The sequence below is a fragment of the Natrinema salsiterrestre genome, assembly GCF_029502005.1.
GTDB lineage: Archaea > Halobacteriota > Halobacteria > Halobacteriales > Natrialbaceae > Natrinema > Natrinema salsiterrestre.
This window is the reverse complement of record NZ_JAMQOT010000004.1, coordinates 417,463-432,486: the sequence shown is the minus strand read 5'-3', so window position 1 is coordinate 432,486 and position 15,024 is coordinate 417,463. Positions and strand designations below refer to the sequence as shown.

Annotated in this window: 11 protein-coding genes; 6 read left to right on the top strand and 5 right to left on the bottom strand. The window is 62.1% G+C overall.

The annotated features are described in order from the left end of the window. The first annotated feature begins 43 nt into the window (after positions 1 to 43). The gene (locus tag NDI89_RS14050) at positions 44 to 277 is read left to right on the top strand and encodes a transcriptional regulator (RefSeq protein ID WP_277522232.1); all 234 of its coding nucleotides are present in this window, start codon (positions 44 to 46) and stop codon (positions 275 to 277) included. A gap of 185 nt (positions 278 to 462) precedes the next feature. On the opposite strand, the gene NDI89_RS14045 is transcribed toward NDI89_RS14050, so the two are convergent. Both NDI89_RS14045 and NDI89_RS14040 read right to left on the bottom strand, forming a co-directional pair. Continuing rightward, positions 463 to 1,194, bottom strand: coding sequence for a DICT sensory domain-containing protein (locus tag NDI89_RS14045; RefSeq protein ID WP_277522231.1), 732 nt, complete (start codon positions 1,192 to 1,194; stop codon positions 463 to 465). A gap of 5 nt (positions 1,195 to 1,199) precedes the next feature. Then, the gene (locus NDI89_RS14040; protein ID WP_277522230.1) at positions 1,200 to 1,562 is read right to left on the bottom strand and encodes a DUF7344 domain-containing protein; all 363 of its coding nucleotides are present in this window, start codon (positions 1,560 to 1,562) and stop codon (positions 1,200 to 1,202) included. A 293-nt stretch (positions 1,563 to 1,855) separates the two neighbouring features. Here NDI89_RS14040 and NDI89_RS14035 point away from each other — a divergent pair, with 293 nt between their 5' ends. Next, the gene (locus tag NDI89_RS14035; RefSeq protein ID WP_277522229.1) at positions 1,856 to 2,344 is read left to right on the top strand and encodes a PH domain-containing protein; all 489 of its coding nucleotides are present in this window, start codon (positions 1,856 to 1,858) and stop codon (positions 2,342 to 2,344) included. Then, complete coding sequence (locus NDI89_RS14030) at positions 2,341 to 3,930, top strand: PH domain-containing protein (protein ID WP_277522228.1); 1,590 nt, start codon at positions 2,341 to 2,343, stop codon at positions 3,928 to 3,930. The genes NDI89_RS14035 and NDI89_RS14030 overlap by 4 nt, the downstream gene beginning before the upstream one ends. Before the next feature lie 115 nt (positions 3,931 to 4,045). Here NDI89_RS14030 and NDI89_RS14025 read toward each other — a convergent pair whose 3' ends face one another. Further along, positions 4,046 to 4,912: an SDR family NAD(P)-dependent oxidoreductase gene (locus tag NDI89_RS14025; RefSeq protein ID WP_277522280.1), complete on the bottom strand. Its 867-nt coding sequence runs from the start codon at positions 4,910 to 4,912 to the stop codon at positions 4,046 to 4,048. Positions 4,913 to 6,393: 1,481 nt separating this feature from the next. Here NDI89_RS14025 and NDI89_RS14020 point away from each other — a divergent pair. The 3 genes from NDI89_RS14020 to NDI89_RS14010 all read left to right on the top strand — a co-directional run bounded on the left by NDI89_RS14020 (position 6,394) and on the right by NDI89_RS14010 (position 8,635). Then, positions 6,394 to 6,789 carry a DUF5805 domain-containing protein gene (locus tag NDI89_RS14020; RefSeq protein ID WP_277522227.1) on the top strand — a complete coding sequence of 132 codons (396 nt, stop codon included), beginning with the start codon at positions 6,394 to 6,396 and terminating at the stop codon, positions 6,787 to 6,789. Further along, entirely contained in the window at positions 6,779 to 7,834 is a 1,056-nt protein-coding gene (locus NDI89_RS14015) for a tyrosine-type recombinase/integrase (RefSeq protein WP_277522226.1), read from the top strand. The genes NDI89_RS14020 and NDI89_RS14015 overlap by 11 nt, the downstream gene beginning before the upstream one ends. A 630-nt stretch (positions 7,835 to 8,464) precedes the next feature. Beyond that, positions 8,465 to 8,635, top strand: a complete 171-nt coding sequence (locus NDI89_RS14010) for a hypothetical protein (protein ID WP_277522225.1) — start codon at positions 8,465 to 8,467, stop codon at positions 8,633 to 8,635. Positions 8,636 to 9,084: 449 nt separating this feature from the next. Here the strand turns inward: NDI89_RS14010 and NDI89_RS14005 are convergent, their stop codons facing one another. Further along, the gene (locus tag NDI89_RS14005) at positions 9,085 to 9,213 is read right to left on the bottom strand and encodes a hypothetical protein (protein ID WP_277522224.1); all 129 of its coding nucleotides are present in this window, start codon (positions 9,211 to 9,213) and stop codon (positions 9,085 to 9,087) included. A 183-nt stretch (positions 9,214 to 9,396) separates the two neighbouring features. Next, the gene (locus NDI89_RS14000) at positions 9,397 to 14,508 is read right to left on the bottom strand and encodes a multicopper oxidase domain-containing protein (RefSeq protein ID WP_277522223.1); all 5,112 of its coding nucleotides are present in this window, start codon (positions 14,506 to 14,508) and stop codon (positions 9,397 to 9,399) included. Positions 14,509 to 15,024: the final 516 nt, after the last annotated feature.

Here is a 15,024-nt window from a genome sequence, read left to right as displayed (position 1 = left end):
AAGAACCCAAGCAGTTTTGACGGATGCTCGCGTCTGACGAACTATGCACACCTGTCGTAACTGCAACCAGTCGTTCCAGACCGAGCTCGCCCTCGAGTTACACCGAGACACGTGCAAAAAGGGACAGCTCTTCTGTCAGGTATGCGGGGAACGATTCCGAGACGGCGACGCGACTCAGGACGGCTGGCACTACGAGTGTCCGACCGAGGACTGTGACGGAGACGGACTGAAAGACGATCTGTATCGCGTCGAGGACGTTCGGACCGCGACACAATAGCTCTCGAGACGCTTTCTTCGCGCCGAGTTCGCACAGCGCGGCGACGACACGATCAGTGAGACCGGAACCCCGAGCCGTCCGGAACGACTGATCGGCTATACCTGCCACTGAACGGCACTGTACACCGAATCCTACGAGTAGATTGCGAGTGGTGTGTCATTCGGTTCGGTAGCTACTAGTGGACACTACGAGAGGGCGTACCTCGTCTCGAGGTGTGCGATCAGGTCGCCGACGATCGTCGGATCGAACGTCCAGAACCCGAAGTACCGCCCGTCGGTTCGTTCTTCGGCGATCAGGGCACAGTTTTGGGAACCGCTCTCGCCGTCGTCGTAGACCAGGAACCAGAACGCGCCGAGTTCGCCGTTAGAGTCCGCAACGACCGTCACGTCATCAGCGAGGGAGACGTTACAGTCTCCCTCCAGAAACACCGTGACGGCGACCGACTCGCGAGTCGCGAGCCGATCGTAGAGATCGGTCTGTGCCCGAAGCGCGTCCGATCGCTGGAACCCCGCGTACAACCGCCCGGTGCCGACTCGCCACGCCCGCTCTTCGATTTCGCGCGACGTCGCGAGCATCTGTCGCCGGTTGTACGAGGAAAACAGCGTGTTCTCGAGGAAGCTGAACAGCACCGTCTGGTCGTACCCGGTGTCGGCGAGTTCCCACGGCGGATGGTCCTCGGGCGACAGGACGGCCTCGAACTGGTCGAGTCCCAGCGCACCCCGGAACTCGCCGTCACTGTCCCGGATGAGTACGAATCCCGCTTCGTCGATCGATCCCAGTTGCCGGCGGGTCACGTCGACGTTTCGGGTGTCGAACTGCCGTCGAAGCTCGCTAATAACCGCCTCCTCGTCCGTGTGTACCTCTAGGGTTTTCCGCCGCTGGCCGACGGTCTCGAGGATGTCTCGAAGCGGGTTCATGCCAGTTACTCGTCGATCCCCAGAGCGGCGACGACCGCGTCCGGGATCCGCGTCTCGGTGACGGTGTTCGTCTCGCTATCGAACTCGATGAAGTCCAGATCGGCGAGTCGCGGGAGGATGTCGTGATGCAACCGGATCAGAACCCGGTCACGATCGGACGGCGTCGCGATCGTCTCGTCGGCACTGGCAGCCGCGGCGGTGAGGGCGTCGGCGAGTTCGTCGAGCGTTGCCGCGGGATGATCGTGGAGATACACCACCGCGTTCCGTGCGTGGACGTTCGCGAGGAGGCGAATCACCTCGTCAACCGGAACCGCATCGGACGCTGTCTGGAGGGCAAACAACTCGAGGGTCGCGTTATCGTTGCCCATTAAAGAGGACGTACGTTAACTATTCACATATATCTGTGCATTGCCGACTGATACGCGATCTCCAATCCGACCCGGAATCGTCGATATCAGTCCGGAAAGTGCTGTTTCCCGGTATCTGGTTATTCCGACGACGGGCTCGCATGCCGCCGTCGACGCCACCGCCGGAACCGACTCGATCGGCTGCGCCGGGTCTCGGATACCTCGACGTCCACGGGCGCGGGAGTCTCCATTCAGGCAGTGAGAACCGCCGCCGCTTTCCCACCATTTAATCGGATCGTCCCCTCACGGTACGTATGGAACGGCTCACTCCGCGAGTGCGGGTCGTCTGGCTCGGCCTCGCGCTCGCTCGAGCCGCGATTTTCGGCGGGCTCATCGTCGGCGCGGCGGTCGGACTCACGCGCACGGATTTCTGGGAATCAGCGCCGGACGTCCTCGTCCCGGCCGCCGTGGCGATCGCCGTCGGCCTCGCGCTCTTGCGCGTCTTCGTGGCCTGGCGACGCTACGGCGTCTGGCGATTCGAACTCCGGGACGACGATCTGTACATCGAACGCGGCGTCTTCACGCGCGTCAAGACCGTCGTCCCCTACGTCCGGGTCCAGCACGTCGACTCCCGGCGGTCGCCGCTCGAGCGAACGACCGGGCTCGCGACCGTCGTGATCTACACGGCCGGCTCCCGGAGCTCGGACGTGTCGATCCCCGGACTGACGCCGACCCGCGCGGAGGACTTACAGGAGTCGCTTCGGGAACTCGCGATCGAAAGCGAGGGTGAAGACGCCGTATGAAAACCCTCCATCCCGCATCGGTCGCGGTCAGATCCCTCTCGCGAAGCCTCAACACCGGTTTTCTGTTCTTCGTCGTCGGCATCGTCGCCTCGCCCGGCGGAAACGGGACCGACCTGCTGTCGGTGTTCGGACTGGTCGCGATCGGGATCGTCGTCGGCATCGTCTACGAGTTCGCCTACTACCGACGGTTCCGGTACGAACTCACCGGCGACACGTTCGACGTCACCTCCGGCGTGCTCGCGCGCAGGGACCGCGAACTCCCCCTCGGGCGGATCCAGAACGTCGATATCAGGCAGAACGTCGTCGGTCGGGTACTCGGGATCGCCGCCGTCCACATCGAAACCGCCGGCGGCGGCCAGACCGAAGTCAGCCTGCAGTACGTGGCGGAGGCGGAAGCCCACCGGCTCAGGCGACAGCTTCGACGCGGCGGGAGCGCTCCGGGGGCCGAATCGGCCGACGAACGCGCTCGCGACGCCGACACCGAGGACGAGTTCGAGCCGACGGCCGACGAGGACGTCCTGTTCGAGATCCGACCGCACGAACTCGCGATCCTGAGTGTCTTCACCATCGACCCGGGTGCGAGTCTGCTGGGCGGGATCGCCCTCTCCTTCGCCAGCGGACTCGATCCGATGGCACTCGTCCCCACGGATCGATTCGCGTGGCTTCCCGGGCCGGAATCGGGGCTGTTCGCGCTCGCCTGGGGAATCCTCCTCTTCTTGCTCGCCGCCTGGCTCATCAGCGCCGCCCTCACGTTTACCAGATACTACGGCTTCCGGCTCACCCGCGCCGACGACGAACTCTACTACGAGCGCGGCCTCCTCCAGCGCTACAGCGGGACGATCCCCCTCGAGAAGGTCCAGACGCTGACGATCTCGGAGTCGATCCCGTTCCGATGGTTCGGCTACGCCGCACTGAGCGTCGAGACGGCCGGCTACGCGCCGGGACAGTCCGATTCCCGCGGGACGGAATCCGCGATCCCCCTCGCCGATGCCGACCGCGTCGGGGAACTCGCGCGTGCGATCGAACCGTTCGGACCGACCGACCTCGAGTCGCCGCCGAACCGCGCGCGCGAACGGTACGCCGTTCGGTATCTGTTGGTCGTCGCTGGTCTCGTCGGCCTCGCATACGCACTGGCCCGATATACCTCGGTCGTCAACCGGTGGTACGTCCTCGCGGCATTCGCGGTCGTCGTCCCGTTCGCCGCCCACCTGAAGTGGTCGAGCCGGGGCTATCGGATCGACGACCGGTACTTCCTCACGCGCACCGGGTTCTGGCGCCGGACGACGAAAGTCGTCCCCTATTATCGAGTGCAGGCCGTTATCCACTCGGCGACGATCTTCCAGCGTCGTCGGCGACTCGCCAGCGTGACGGCCGACACCGCCAGCTCCGCGACGCTTCTCGGCCGGGCCGCGACCGCCTACGACGTCGATTCGGACCGCGGCCTCGAGATGCAGGCCGATATCGAGGAGCGGTTACAGGACCGACTTCGAGCGCGGCAACGCCAGCGGACGGCCGATCGGTGGGTTCGGGACTCGAGCGACACGACGGACGACGACTCCGCGGTCGAAAACGATGATGTACAGTAAGTCGGCGCGCGATGCAGTGCCGGTCGACGGGGACGAGTAGCGACGGGTCCCGCAGTGGAAAGCCTCACGGAGTGAACGACGAACCGACGAAAACCCGTGACGCACGCCGCGAGGCTCAGTAGGTCAGGCTCATTCCGCCCTCGTGAGTCATGTCGCCGCCGTTGAGGTGCTTACTGTGGTTCGAACAGCCCATCACGAACAGGTTCGCGACCTCGTAGGGCTCCATCATCTCCTTGACTCGCGTGTGCTCTAGCATCACGTTCTCGACGACCTCGTCGACCGTCATGTCGCGCCGATCCGCCGTATCGGGAAGCTGTTTCGCGACGAGGGCCGTCTTGACGTAGGCCGTGCTGACGGTGAACGCTCGCACCCTCCCATCGCCCTCGGCAGCGATCGATTGCGTCAGGCCGCGGAGCCCGAACTTCGTCGTGTTGTACGCGACCTTGTCCTGCGTCACGATGTGCCCGTGGACCGAGCACATGTTCCCGACGACGCCCCTGCCGTCTTCGTTGTCGCGGAAGTGTGGCAAGCAGTGTTTCGCGAGTACCATCGGAGCCCGCTGCATGACGTCGTGCATCAGGTCGTACTTCTCGAGCGGGAACGACTCGATCGGCGCGACGGTCTGAATCCCGGCGATGTTCGCCAGATATCGGACGTTGCCCTGCTCGGCGGCTTCCTCGACGATCCGCTCGAGCGCCGAGTCGTTGGTCAGGTCGGCGACCACGGTAACGAGCTCTCCCGGGAGGGACAGCTCCTCGTCCCGCGTCCCCGTTTCGGCGAGCCCGTCTTCGTCGCGGTCCGTCGCGACGACGGTCAGTCCGTTCGCCGCGAACGCCAGCGCGGTCGCCTGCCCGATACCCGAGCCGGCTCCGGTCACGATCGCGACGTTCTCCGGGGTGTAGTTCGGATCCTCGAGCACCAGCAGATCGTCCCGCGTGAGTTCCGAGGGTCCGTACTTCTCCATCGCTTCCTCGACAGTCATATCGGCCATAACCGTGTGGATGACCACCAGCGGGGAATAACTACCGACGAGGTGATCCCGTGGCTCTCCGGAGATGGGACGTTCGAGGACGAATTCAAACGCGGTACAGAAAGGGAGCCGTCAGGTCGAACCGCGCGCCCGTCAAGTCAATTTGCTCGGCCTCGCCGCTGGGGGCGTCTCCTCGTCGCTCTCGATATCGTCTCGAGCCGGGGCAGCTCGGCCGTTTGGCCGGCCCAGTTCGAAACTGAAAATCGTGGGCGAAACCAACGCGATGGAGTAGCGGTTGTAGTCAGTATAGATATAGCGATATACGATTTACTAGAGCGGTCTCGGACACCACACCAGTTCACGCATTCAAATTTCGATCAGCGAGCGACAACACAGACAGCATCGCACGACGCGGTCGGCCCTCCTGAACTCGCTCAATGGCCCTCTCGGTGGATCTTTCCGTCGGTGTACTAATTTTCCGCCGAATTAGCATAAGGCGAAGAGCGCGTCGAATTGGGTTCCGTACGAGCCCCGTAACTCGGGCCTGCCGGGTGCCTCGAAGTCATCTGACCGTGGTGGCCGTCGGAACGAGTTCCACTCTCTCACCGCTTGCAGGCAGAACCGTTCTCCGTCACTCGTCACCAACGCGACAGCACCGAATCGCGCGACCGATCGATGGGGGACGGAACGATCTCGTTCCCGTGTCATCCCAGCGTGATACCTGGCGAAGACCGCTTCAGCGCCTCGAGTCGGGTAACGACAGCGTGCCGACGGGCGTCCCCGTCCCGGAACGCGGGTCTGCATCACTGTCGGCGAGGGAGCGACACAGGCGTCGTCGGTGAGTCCCATCGAGCGCAGTCACGCTCTTGTCTCAGTTCGTTTCGTTCCACCGTCGACCTCGGAGCGCGAGAACTGGCGATCCGAACCGGGGCGTGTTTCATTCCGAGAAGCGACCGCTGCTGACTCGAGCGAGGCCGGAATCGGTCTCCAGCGAGGATCGGCCGATGATTCGCGTGTCAAACGCGGCGGACGCCGGTTCGCGGCCCACAGACAGACGAAGGCACCGGGATGAGCAGTTCTGGTAGGCACGTGCTGCACTCGGACCGGACATCCGTCTCGATCGAACGCGACCCGCAGTGAGTGGTGACTACCGCTCTCCGCTCGAGTCGTTCCGGTCCCTTTCGGCTCGAGTAGCGAAGCCCAATCAGGCCACTATGCGGAGTTCAAACCGGCTCCGTAATCGACCGGAATCGACGACTCGACGTTCCGAGTGAGCGAGGAGATCGAACGGATGGATCGAACTGTCGATAATAATATCTTGAATTGTATCACTATAGGCTGAAAATACGTATCCGAGACTGTATCACTGTCAATCACTATTATATCAATCTCTGAACCTAGCATTCTGGCGATAAGGGTGATGTGAGATGAGATAAACTCACTTAGCTCGAATAATGGGTAGATTGAATATCGTCGCGTTTGATCGGTATCGTATGAGCGATTCGGCGGACACATCTAGAACAGCTGTCAAAACCTACGTGCCGGCCTACCAGAAATCCGAGTGGGAGTCCCACGCCGACGAGCTCGACATGAGCCAGAGCGAGTTCGTCCGGACGATGGTACAGGCCGGGCGGCGGGGCTTCGAATCCGGCTCGGCGGAGCCCGATTCTACCGACTCAGACCCTGGGGGTAACGGCCTCGAAACACAGGTCCTCAATTTACTCTCGACTGACACGTACTCGTGGGACGAACTCCTCGAGGCAGTCTCCCAGGATATCGAGTCACAGTTAGACGAGACCCTCGAGGAGCTCCAGTCGACCAATCGGATTCGATACAGCGGTCGCCACGGCGGGTACACGACCGTCGACGGTGGTGGCGATGGCGACTGAACCCGGGACCGACGCCCCGGAGGACGTGACGGATCCGATCTCGTACTTCCTCGACGACCAGCGGTATCACGGCAAGAGCGAACGGACGCTCGAGGCCTACGAACGCGTGCTCCGACGGTTCGAGGCGTTCCTCCGCGAGCGGTTCGATATCGATGCGATCGGAGCGGCCCAGCGCCGGGAGTGTATGGCCTGGATCCACTCGCTGCGCGGGGCGTTCGAATCCAGTACGATCGCCACCTACGCCTCCTATCTCAATCGGTTCTACGACTACATGACCCGGGTCGGCGTCTTCGACGACAATCCGATGGCCCTCGTCATGGAGGAGATGTCCGAATCGATCGATACGAACCCGACCCGGCGCGATATCTCGGTCGACGAAATGGGATCGTTCGTCGACGCGATCGTACACCCCCTCGAGCGGGCGGTCGTCGTCACCCTGCTGAAGACCGGAATGCGCGTCGGTGAACTCTGTAACCTCGACCTTCGGGACCTCCACATCGAGACGCCGGAACTCGAGCTCGAGTGGACGCCCCGGGTCGGCCTCGAGCGGCGTCCGTCGTCCGTTTTCATCTCCTCGGAACCGGCTCGTGGCACGGATATCAACGGCGAAGCGCGGACGGCATCGAACAAGCGAAAGCGCGATACGGTGGTTCCGATCGACGGCGAGCTTCGTCGCGCATTACTCGAGTGGCTGGCGATCCGTCCGGACGCCGTCTCGCCGGCGCGGCCGCTCTTTCTCGACACTCGCGATTCGTGGGGCGAGCGGCTCACTCCCTCGGACGTTCGCTATATCGTCGAGAAACACGCTCGAGAGCGCGGCTGGTACCGGACCGGCGGCGGAACGCAAGAGAACGTCACGCCACACTATTTCCGGCACTTCTTCACCACCCATCTCCGGGATCGAACTGGCGACCGAGGTATCGTCCAGTACCTCCGGGGCGACGTCGCCGGCGACGTGATCGATACCTACACCCACAACTGGGGGGATCGGGTCCGCGAGACCTACCTCGGGTGCATCTATACCGTAACTGGACAACGGAAATAAGCGACAAGACGGCTGTTGACAGCGATTCCGTTGGTTCTGGCGTCCCTCTATCGAACCGTTTCGGCAGGTACAATTCACGTTGTTGTACGCAATTACGACACCGGAACTCGATTGGAGCGTCCGAGGGACGACTTGTAAATCACATATGGCTATACGAATCTGGTCGTCAGGTGGGTTGCTACTAGATCGGATATAGAAGGGCTAGGAGACATAATATCACGAGAATCAGTGAACAGCTACCGGTGTCAGATCGCCTTTCGAGCACTACGTTTGTCGTACTGAGACCTATTTCGACGGTTTCACGGGACTACCACCAGTGTTATCACTCGGCGACGAGGGGCACATGGCCACAGTCCGAGATCGCTTTTCGATATTGTTTCGATCGGGGTCGATGCTACCCGCTCGATTCGTGGTGTGCGAGGGGCGTCAGACACCAACGGCATAGACGAAACTTCCGCGACAGAAATGTCATTTCGAAACATATTTACAGTATCACATATATTAATTATATGTGGTGGGAATGGGAAGCTACATTGAGCCGTTAGTACGTAATTTGCCACAGTATCATTTTCGAAACAGCGCTACCGGCGGGAGACAACGAACCCGTCGAGAGAGATCGTCTAGGTAGGAATGACGGTCCACATCAAACTTTACGGAGAAAAAGGGGACCGATTCACAGAAATTAAAGACGAGCTGACGGACCAACTCGGGTACGAGCCGAGCAATCCCGAAGTTATCGGAATACTCATGGCTCGGTTCAACACCGGTGATGGAGTGGTAGAAAGCTTCACTGAAAAGTGAACCGACTCGGGGTTCGGATGTCTCGAGAGACTTCGGCGTACCGGTGGCCTAGTCTCTCGTCAACCAGCGAGGGAATATCGATCCGCTGGGCCAGACGTGAAACGCGAAAACTGGGTACCGGAAGCCACCGAGATCATACGGGAGTGACTACTGTAGTCGATCCGCCCACGTCTGCGCCGTTCCGCGGGCACGACAGCAATAGATAACCGAACCAGCAGATCGACCGCGTGGTTCGACCACCGAGGTGAGAGCTACGTCGAGAAACCGCGGGGCAATGAGTTGTCGGTGGATTGGGGCACCCATGACAGAGCCAGAGGATGCTCCTGAGCGAGAGTCGAAATCCACGCCACCGTCGTCGGACGATGCCCGACTGTCCGAGCCACCGTCGGTTCTTCTCCGATTACGCCGCGGAGAATCTCACTCTGCCGTGAACGTGGCTGAGCTGACGGCTAGTTCTCTTTCACCTCGTAGATTCCGGATCTGAAGTGTTCCTTGAGTTTCCTTTGCGTTTTCCGCAGTCGTCGATACGCCATGACCAGAATCAGTCCGGCACCGATCAGGAGGAGGATTGTGTCCATTGTTACTCTGTGTACGAGGCAGTTACCGCGTGATTTCTCCGGTGTTCAGTCGGGGAGATACCGATACACGTGACGTCTCGCTCTCCGTCTCCCTCACGAGGGAGGGCCGTAGGGAACGCGAACGACTCGATGGTCTCAGCTCGATGGCCGCTGGCGGAGACTGAATCGATTCCGTCTGTAATGTCATCGCTCGGTGTCCTCCAGGAGGGAACCACAGGAATCGCACTCGAAGCCCGATTCTCCCTCGTCGGTCGCGTCCGTTACGCTCCACATACTCGCATCACCGGCTGGAGCGCTTTTCTGTCCGCAATCGCTACAGCTGAGGAGCTGCGTCCGACCGACCGTCCCCTCAGACCGTGATGTGGACCGACCGCTGTGAACGTGATCGTCGAGATCTGAACGCCTACCGTTACCACGGCCGTTTCCGTTGCCACGGCCATTTCCGTTGCCACGACCGTTCCCATTACCACGGCCATTTCCGCTACCACGACCATTTCCGTTGCCACGGCCATTTCTGCCACCGTTATTTCCGTTGCCACGGCCGTTTCCGTTGCCACGACCGTTTCCGTTGCCACGGCCGTTACCGCCGCCGTTTCCATTACCACGGCCATTTCCGCCACCGCTATTTCCGTTGCCACGGCCGTTACCACCGCCGTTTCCGCCGCCGTCGTTTCCGTTACCACCGCCGTTTCCGTTACCACGACCGCCTCCGTAACCGTTCTGGGCCTTCTCGGCGTCGTGTACGGCTTTGAGGTCGTTCTTGGTGGTGTTTTTCAGGAAGCGACGTTCCGGTGTGTCAGCCGGGTTGGTGATCGCGTCGACTGCCGGGGTTCCCGCGGGGACGGTGATCTCTTTGCCGGATGCCATTCCGAGGGCGAGGACCGGCGCGTTTCCGTTACCCCGTCTATTGACTGTCGTACCGAGACCTTGTCCGGGCCTGCTCCCAAGCAACGTCAGGTCAGCGTTGGACAGTTCGTCGACGGGCCCCGAATGATCTTCGAAGATGTACACTGCGCCGGCGTTTTTTCCACCGACGTCGCTCTCGGGAATGCCGATCACCAGGTCGTCGATCCCGTTCCGCGTGATGTCCTCGTGGAACACGTTCCAGTTCGGACGCTGCTTCGGGTCGACGGGGTTGTCGAGATCGGGAAGCGGCTGGACCGGATTCGGGAAGTCGCTTGGCGTGTTCCGCACCCGGAAAATCCCCCAGAGGCCCGACTCGAGGCGTCGGCGCTGCTTGGTCTCCTGGAAGATGTAGTCACCGGTCGCTTGCTGGTGACCGCCGGCGTCGCTGGTCAGCCCCAGTCTGACGCCCTTGCCCGGGCTGAGTCGGTCCTCGACGCCGATGACTGGCGATTCGGGGATGCCGCGATAGCGCTGCCACTGGTGACCCGACAGGTGGAACGACATGCCACGGGCCTTGTCGGCCGGCTGGTGGACCAGGAACTTCACCGGATCACCGGTGAGCGCTCGGTACACCGGTGTCGCCGGATCACCGTGGACGTCCGAGTCGAAGACCTTGTGCTGTGCCGGGTCGGTCTGGAATCGGCGGACGAACGGCTCGGCGCGGTTGTTGATCGCGCCGTGGCCGCTGTCTTCGAACCCGCCGATCGTGTTACAGTCCGCGTTGGCGTCCTCCGGACTGCCGGGGACCACACACGAGTCCGGATCGTCGCTGTTGGCGACGTACCGGCCGTCGCTCAGCGACAGGGTGTACTCGCGAACCGATCGCCGTCCCGGTCGCTTGACCATCGCGTCGACGCCTTCCGGCAACGCTTCGCCGGTCGAGGAATCGAGCCAGACGGCGTCGGACGGTTCGATGACGAGGTTGCCGTACGCGCCGTGGTGACGATGTCCGCGGACGTCGGCCTCGTCGGTGAGCACCATGTTGTCGTACAGATCGTCGGCGTACCACCGGTAGGTTATCGTCTCGCCCGGGGCGACGGTCTGGTCGTAATTGAACCCGACCGTCGCGCCGTCCGAGCCGTTGGGGTCGTAAGTGATCCGCTGTGGGTGTAACGAAACCCGATTCGACGGCGCCCACTCGGTATCCAGCGTCTCCTCGACCCGCATCGGCGGGTCCACGTGGGCGTCGTTAATGTCGGCCGGCAGTTCGTTCTGCAGGCGCACTTCGATGCAATCGCCCTGATTGGCCCGAATCGTGAGCGGGTCGGGGTGTCGGGTCCCGTCTGCCACTTCGTCGGCGTACCTGTCGAGCGAGAAGACGATACCGTGTGGATCGTGGTCGCCGTGGTCGTTGAAATGGATGTCCACCTGCTGGGCAACAACGTCGTACTGGCGATCGGGCGCATCGGCTCCACAGGGTTGGCCCGGTGACGGCGGCTTCGGCGGCTTCTCGCCGACGTTTGGGTTCTTTCGGTCGGCCGTATCCGGCGTGAGAGTTCGATCGTCCCCGGCTTCGTACAGCAATCGGGCTCGTTGCCCCTGGTTCTTCAGCCGGTTGATGCCGACGAACGGTGCCGAATGGCCCATCTGCTCGAGTTGGTTCTCGGTGACCTTGCCCGCCGGCGTCCCGCGGTCGGGGAGGGGCTCGAGGTGCGGTGCCGCCGCCTCGAACACGCGGTGGATGCCCCACATGCCGGTGAACCGGTCGTCGGAGATACCCGACCCGTACATGTAGTCCTGAATCGGCAGCCCCGCCGGGTTCGGCATGCGGTCGAAGTCCGGCGAGTCCGGCGAGTCGTAGGGGTCGATCATGAACGTGAACGCTTCCGAGGGGCTAATGAGCTGGGACACCGTGTCCTGTTCGTCGAGGCCTTCCGGCTCGATCTGGCGCCCGTGGAGCTGGAAGTTGTGCTGGTCCTCGAACGCACCCTGGAACAGCCGAACCCGGACCGGGTCGTTCGAGTAGGCCTCGAGCAGCGGGGTTGCCGGGTCCCCGTTGACTGCCGAACTGTGGACGTACGCTGCGCCGTCGTCGTTTCGATGGTAGTACGGCGCGTTCCGGTTGTTGATGGCGGTCGTCCCGAGATTCAGGTTGTGCTCGCGCTGCTGGTTGACGAATTCGCCCGTTCCTCTGTCACGCAGTGGGACGAAGTCGTTGTAGTGGAGGCCGAACTCGCGGAAGTCGGTGCCGTCGGGCACCTCGATGATGGCCTGGGCACCGCTGTCGATCGGCTCCCCGCTGTAGGGGTCCAGGTGTCGAGAGCCTTCGGGTTCGACGATGAGACCGGCGAACGTGCCGTGTTGGGCCTCTTCCGCACCGACCGCGTGGTCGTGGAAGTAGATCGGGCCTTCTTCGTCGGCGTACCAGCGGTAGGTCCGTTCCTCGCCCGGTTCGACGCTTTGCTCGGTCTGGTACCCGATCGACGGGGTCGAGTCGGTGCCCTGATTGTCGAACCCGACGAAGTGGGGATGGATCGATATCGGGAACTCCGACTCGTTCACGAGGGTCATGTTCACCGCCTCGCCGACGTTCGCGCGGATGAACAGCGGTTCGGGGTTCAGATCGCCGTTCTTCGCGGCCTGGACGTCGTCCTCGTGGACGTACACCAGACTCTCGGGGTCGTAATCGCCGGCATCGTTGTACACGATATCTCCGATGTCCTTCCCCTGCAGGACGTGGATCGTGTGGTTGCGCTCCGGTGCGTTCTCGTCCACGACCGGGTCCTGGTACGGAGCGCCGTCGACGTCCGTCGTGAATCCGGCCTTCCGTTCGGCCGCAGTCGGGGCGCGCGGGTTCGTCGTCCCGGACGGGGCCGCCACGGGCTTGGGCGGGAACTCGCCTCTGGTTCCGGGGACGTAATCGGGGAACCCGGGGATATCCGTTCCCGTACCGAGGATTCCGTCTTTGAGCGGCAGGTCGACCGACGACGGGTCGGTAACGATGTTCGTGTTCGAGAGCGGCTGGAGGTCGGCGCGTTCCTTGTCGTGAACGCGCATGAACGCCCACATCCCCTCCGCGTAGTGGGGGAACAGGTGGCAGTGGAACAGGACGTCTCCGGCACCGCCGTGGACGTAGCCGGCACCGCCCGCGTCGAACGCCTCCCCGTACGTCATGTTCTGGCGCACGCTCTGCTCCGCATCGTGAACCGCGGTCCCCCTGTTCGAACCGTGCGCCGCGATCAGATACTCGGGGTAGGACGTACCGAGACCGAGCGTCTGGGCATCGATCGTGTCCGAATCGGTTCGACCGGGGACGGTCTTCCACCGACTGTTGTGGAGGTGGTGAACGTGGTTCTCCTCGAGCGAGGCGCCGACGGGCACGAATTTGATCGAGTCGCCCTTGTACGCGTTGAAAACGTTGTCACCGCCACCGGGATCACCGTTGATCCACGAGGAGTAGAACAGCCGTTTGAGGGTGTGGGGCTGGAGCTGAGCCTCGGTCTGGTTGACGCGGGGGCCAGTCCCGTCAGCCCGGTAGTTGATACCGTGTGTGGTCTGCTTGGTACTATCCTCCGGCCATTTCTTCTCAGTGCCGTCCGGGAGGTACACCCCCGACGGCGTGTGGTAGTGCGGGACGAACTCGCGATAGCTCGTTCCCATGTGGTTCGGGTCGTGGATGTCGGCCTTCGTCCCGCTCCGGAGGGGGCCGCCGGTGACCGGATCCGTCCACGTCGCGCCTTCTGGTTCGACGACCAGCGTCCCGAACAGCCCACGGGAGAGGTGATTGGCCGTTGCCGGTTCCTCGTCGGGGCTATTGAATCCCTGATGGGCGCCGTCGTAGAAGAAGTGCCCGCCAAGGTGGGTGGCCTGCCACTGATAGGTAACCGTCTCTCCCGGCTGAGCGACCGTACTGGGGTTGTACCCGACGTTCATCCCGTCGGAATCCTTCGGATCCTGCGGGAGCCCGGTCTGGTGCATCGAGGCCGGCTGGTCGAGGTGGTTGACAAACTCAATTCGGACGGTCTCGCCCTTGTTCGCGCGGATCGTCAGTGGCTCGATGACCGACGTGTCGACGACGTCTGTGGTTTCTGGTCCCCCGAGGAGATCGAACCCGTTGTCCGGAGCGACACCCGACGCCTTCCTCGCAGCCTCGAGATTCTCCTCGAGGACGTACATCGCCCCGTTTGGCTGATGCAGGCCGAATCGATTGTAGACGATGTCGACCTGGATCGCGTGGACGGTGAAGTGGCGAACACCGTTCTGTGCCTTTTTATTTCTGTTTCCGTTTCCGGGTTGTGCCCACCCGTTGCCCACCATCGAATTCGCTATCGTCACCGCGCCGGCACCCTTGAGAAACGTCCGTCGAGTAGACGAATCGTACCCAGCGATATCGTCTAGGCTGACGGTAGCGTCGTCTCCAGTATCGTCGGGCAGTTCGCCGTCAGTCATCGGCCGTCCCCCGACTGTGAGTCCCGACTGGATATCTCAGCAGCCGCGTCAACTGACGCTGAGCCCGCTGGACCCTGTTCGATTTTCTGTGTCTGATTGCCGCTGATACGCCCCACCGTTTTCCGTCTCCCTGCACTGGCCATGTCCGTCTGACCAGCAAGCAGTATGCTTGCAGGCATGCGATACTCTCGTCAAATCATTCACAGTTAAACACTGGTTGTAGTAACGGGAAGAAGAGGAGAAAGAAGAAGTCATACCGGGTAGAAACCTCTCCATGCCTGTTAACACAGTCCACTGAAACGGCCGAAACCGGCCGCTCGAGTCGATGACTGTTGGTTCTGAAACGGGTGAAACGCATTGAAACAGTCTGAAAGACGGTGCAAATTACGTGATTTATCTTCTGACGGAGAGGGGGTTCCGCTCGGAAGCCGGACGGGAATCGTGGACGTCCCATACGACCGATCACCACACTTCCAGCGTTCAGAAGGGGCGGAAGTGAAGAGCGACGCTACGACT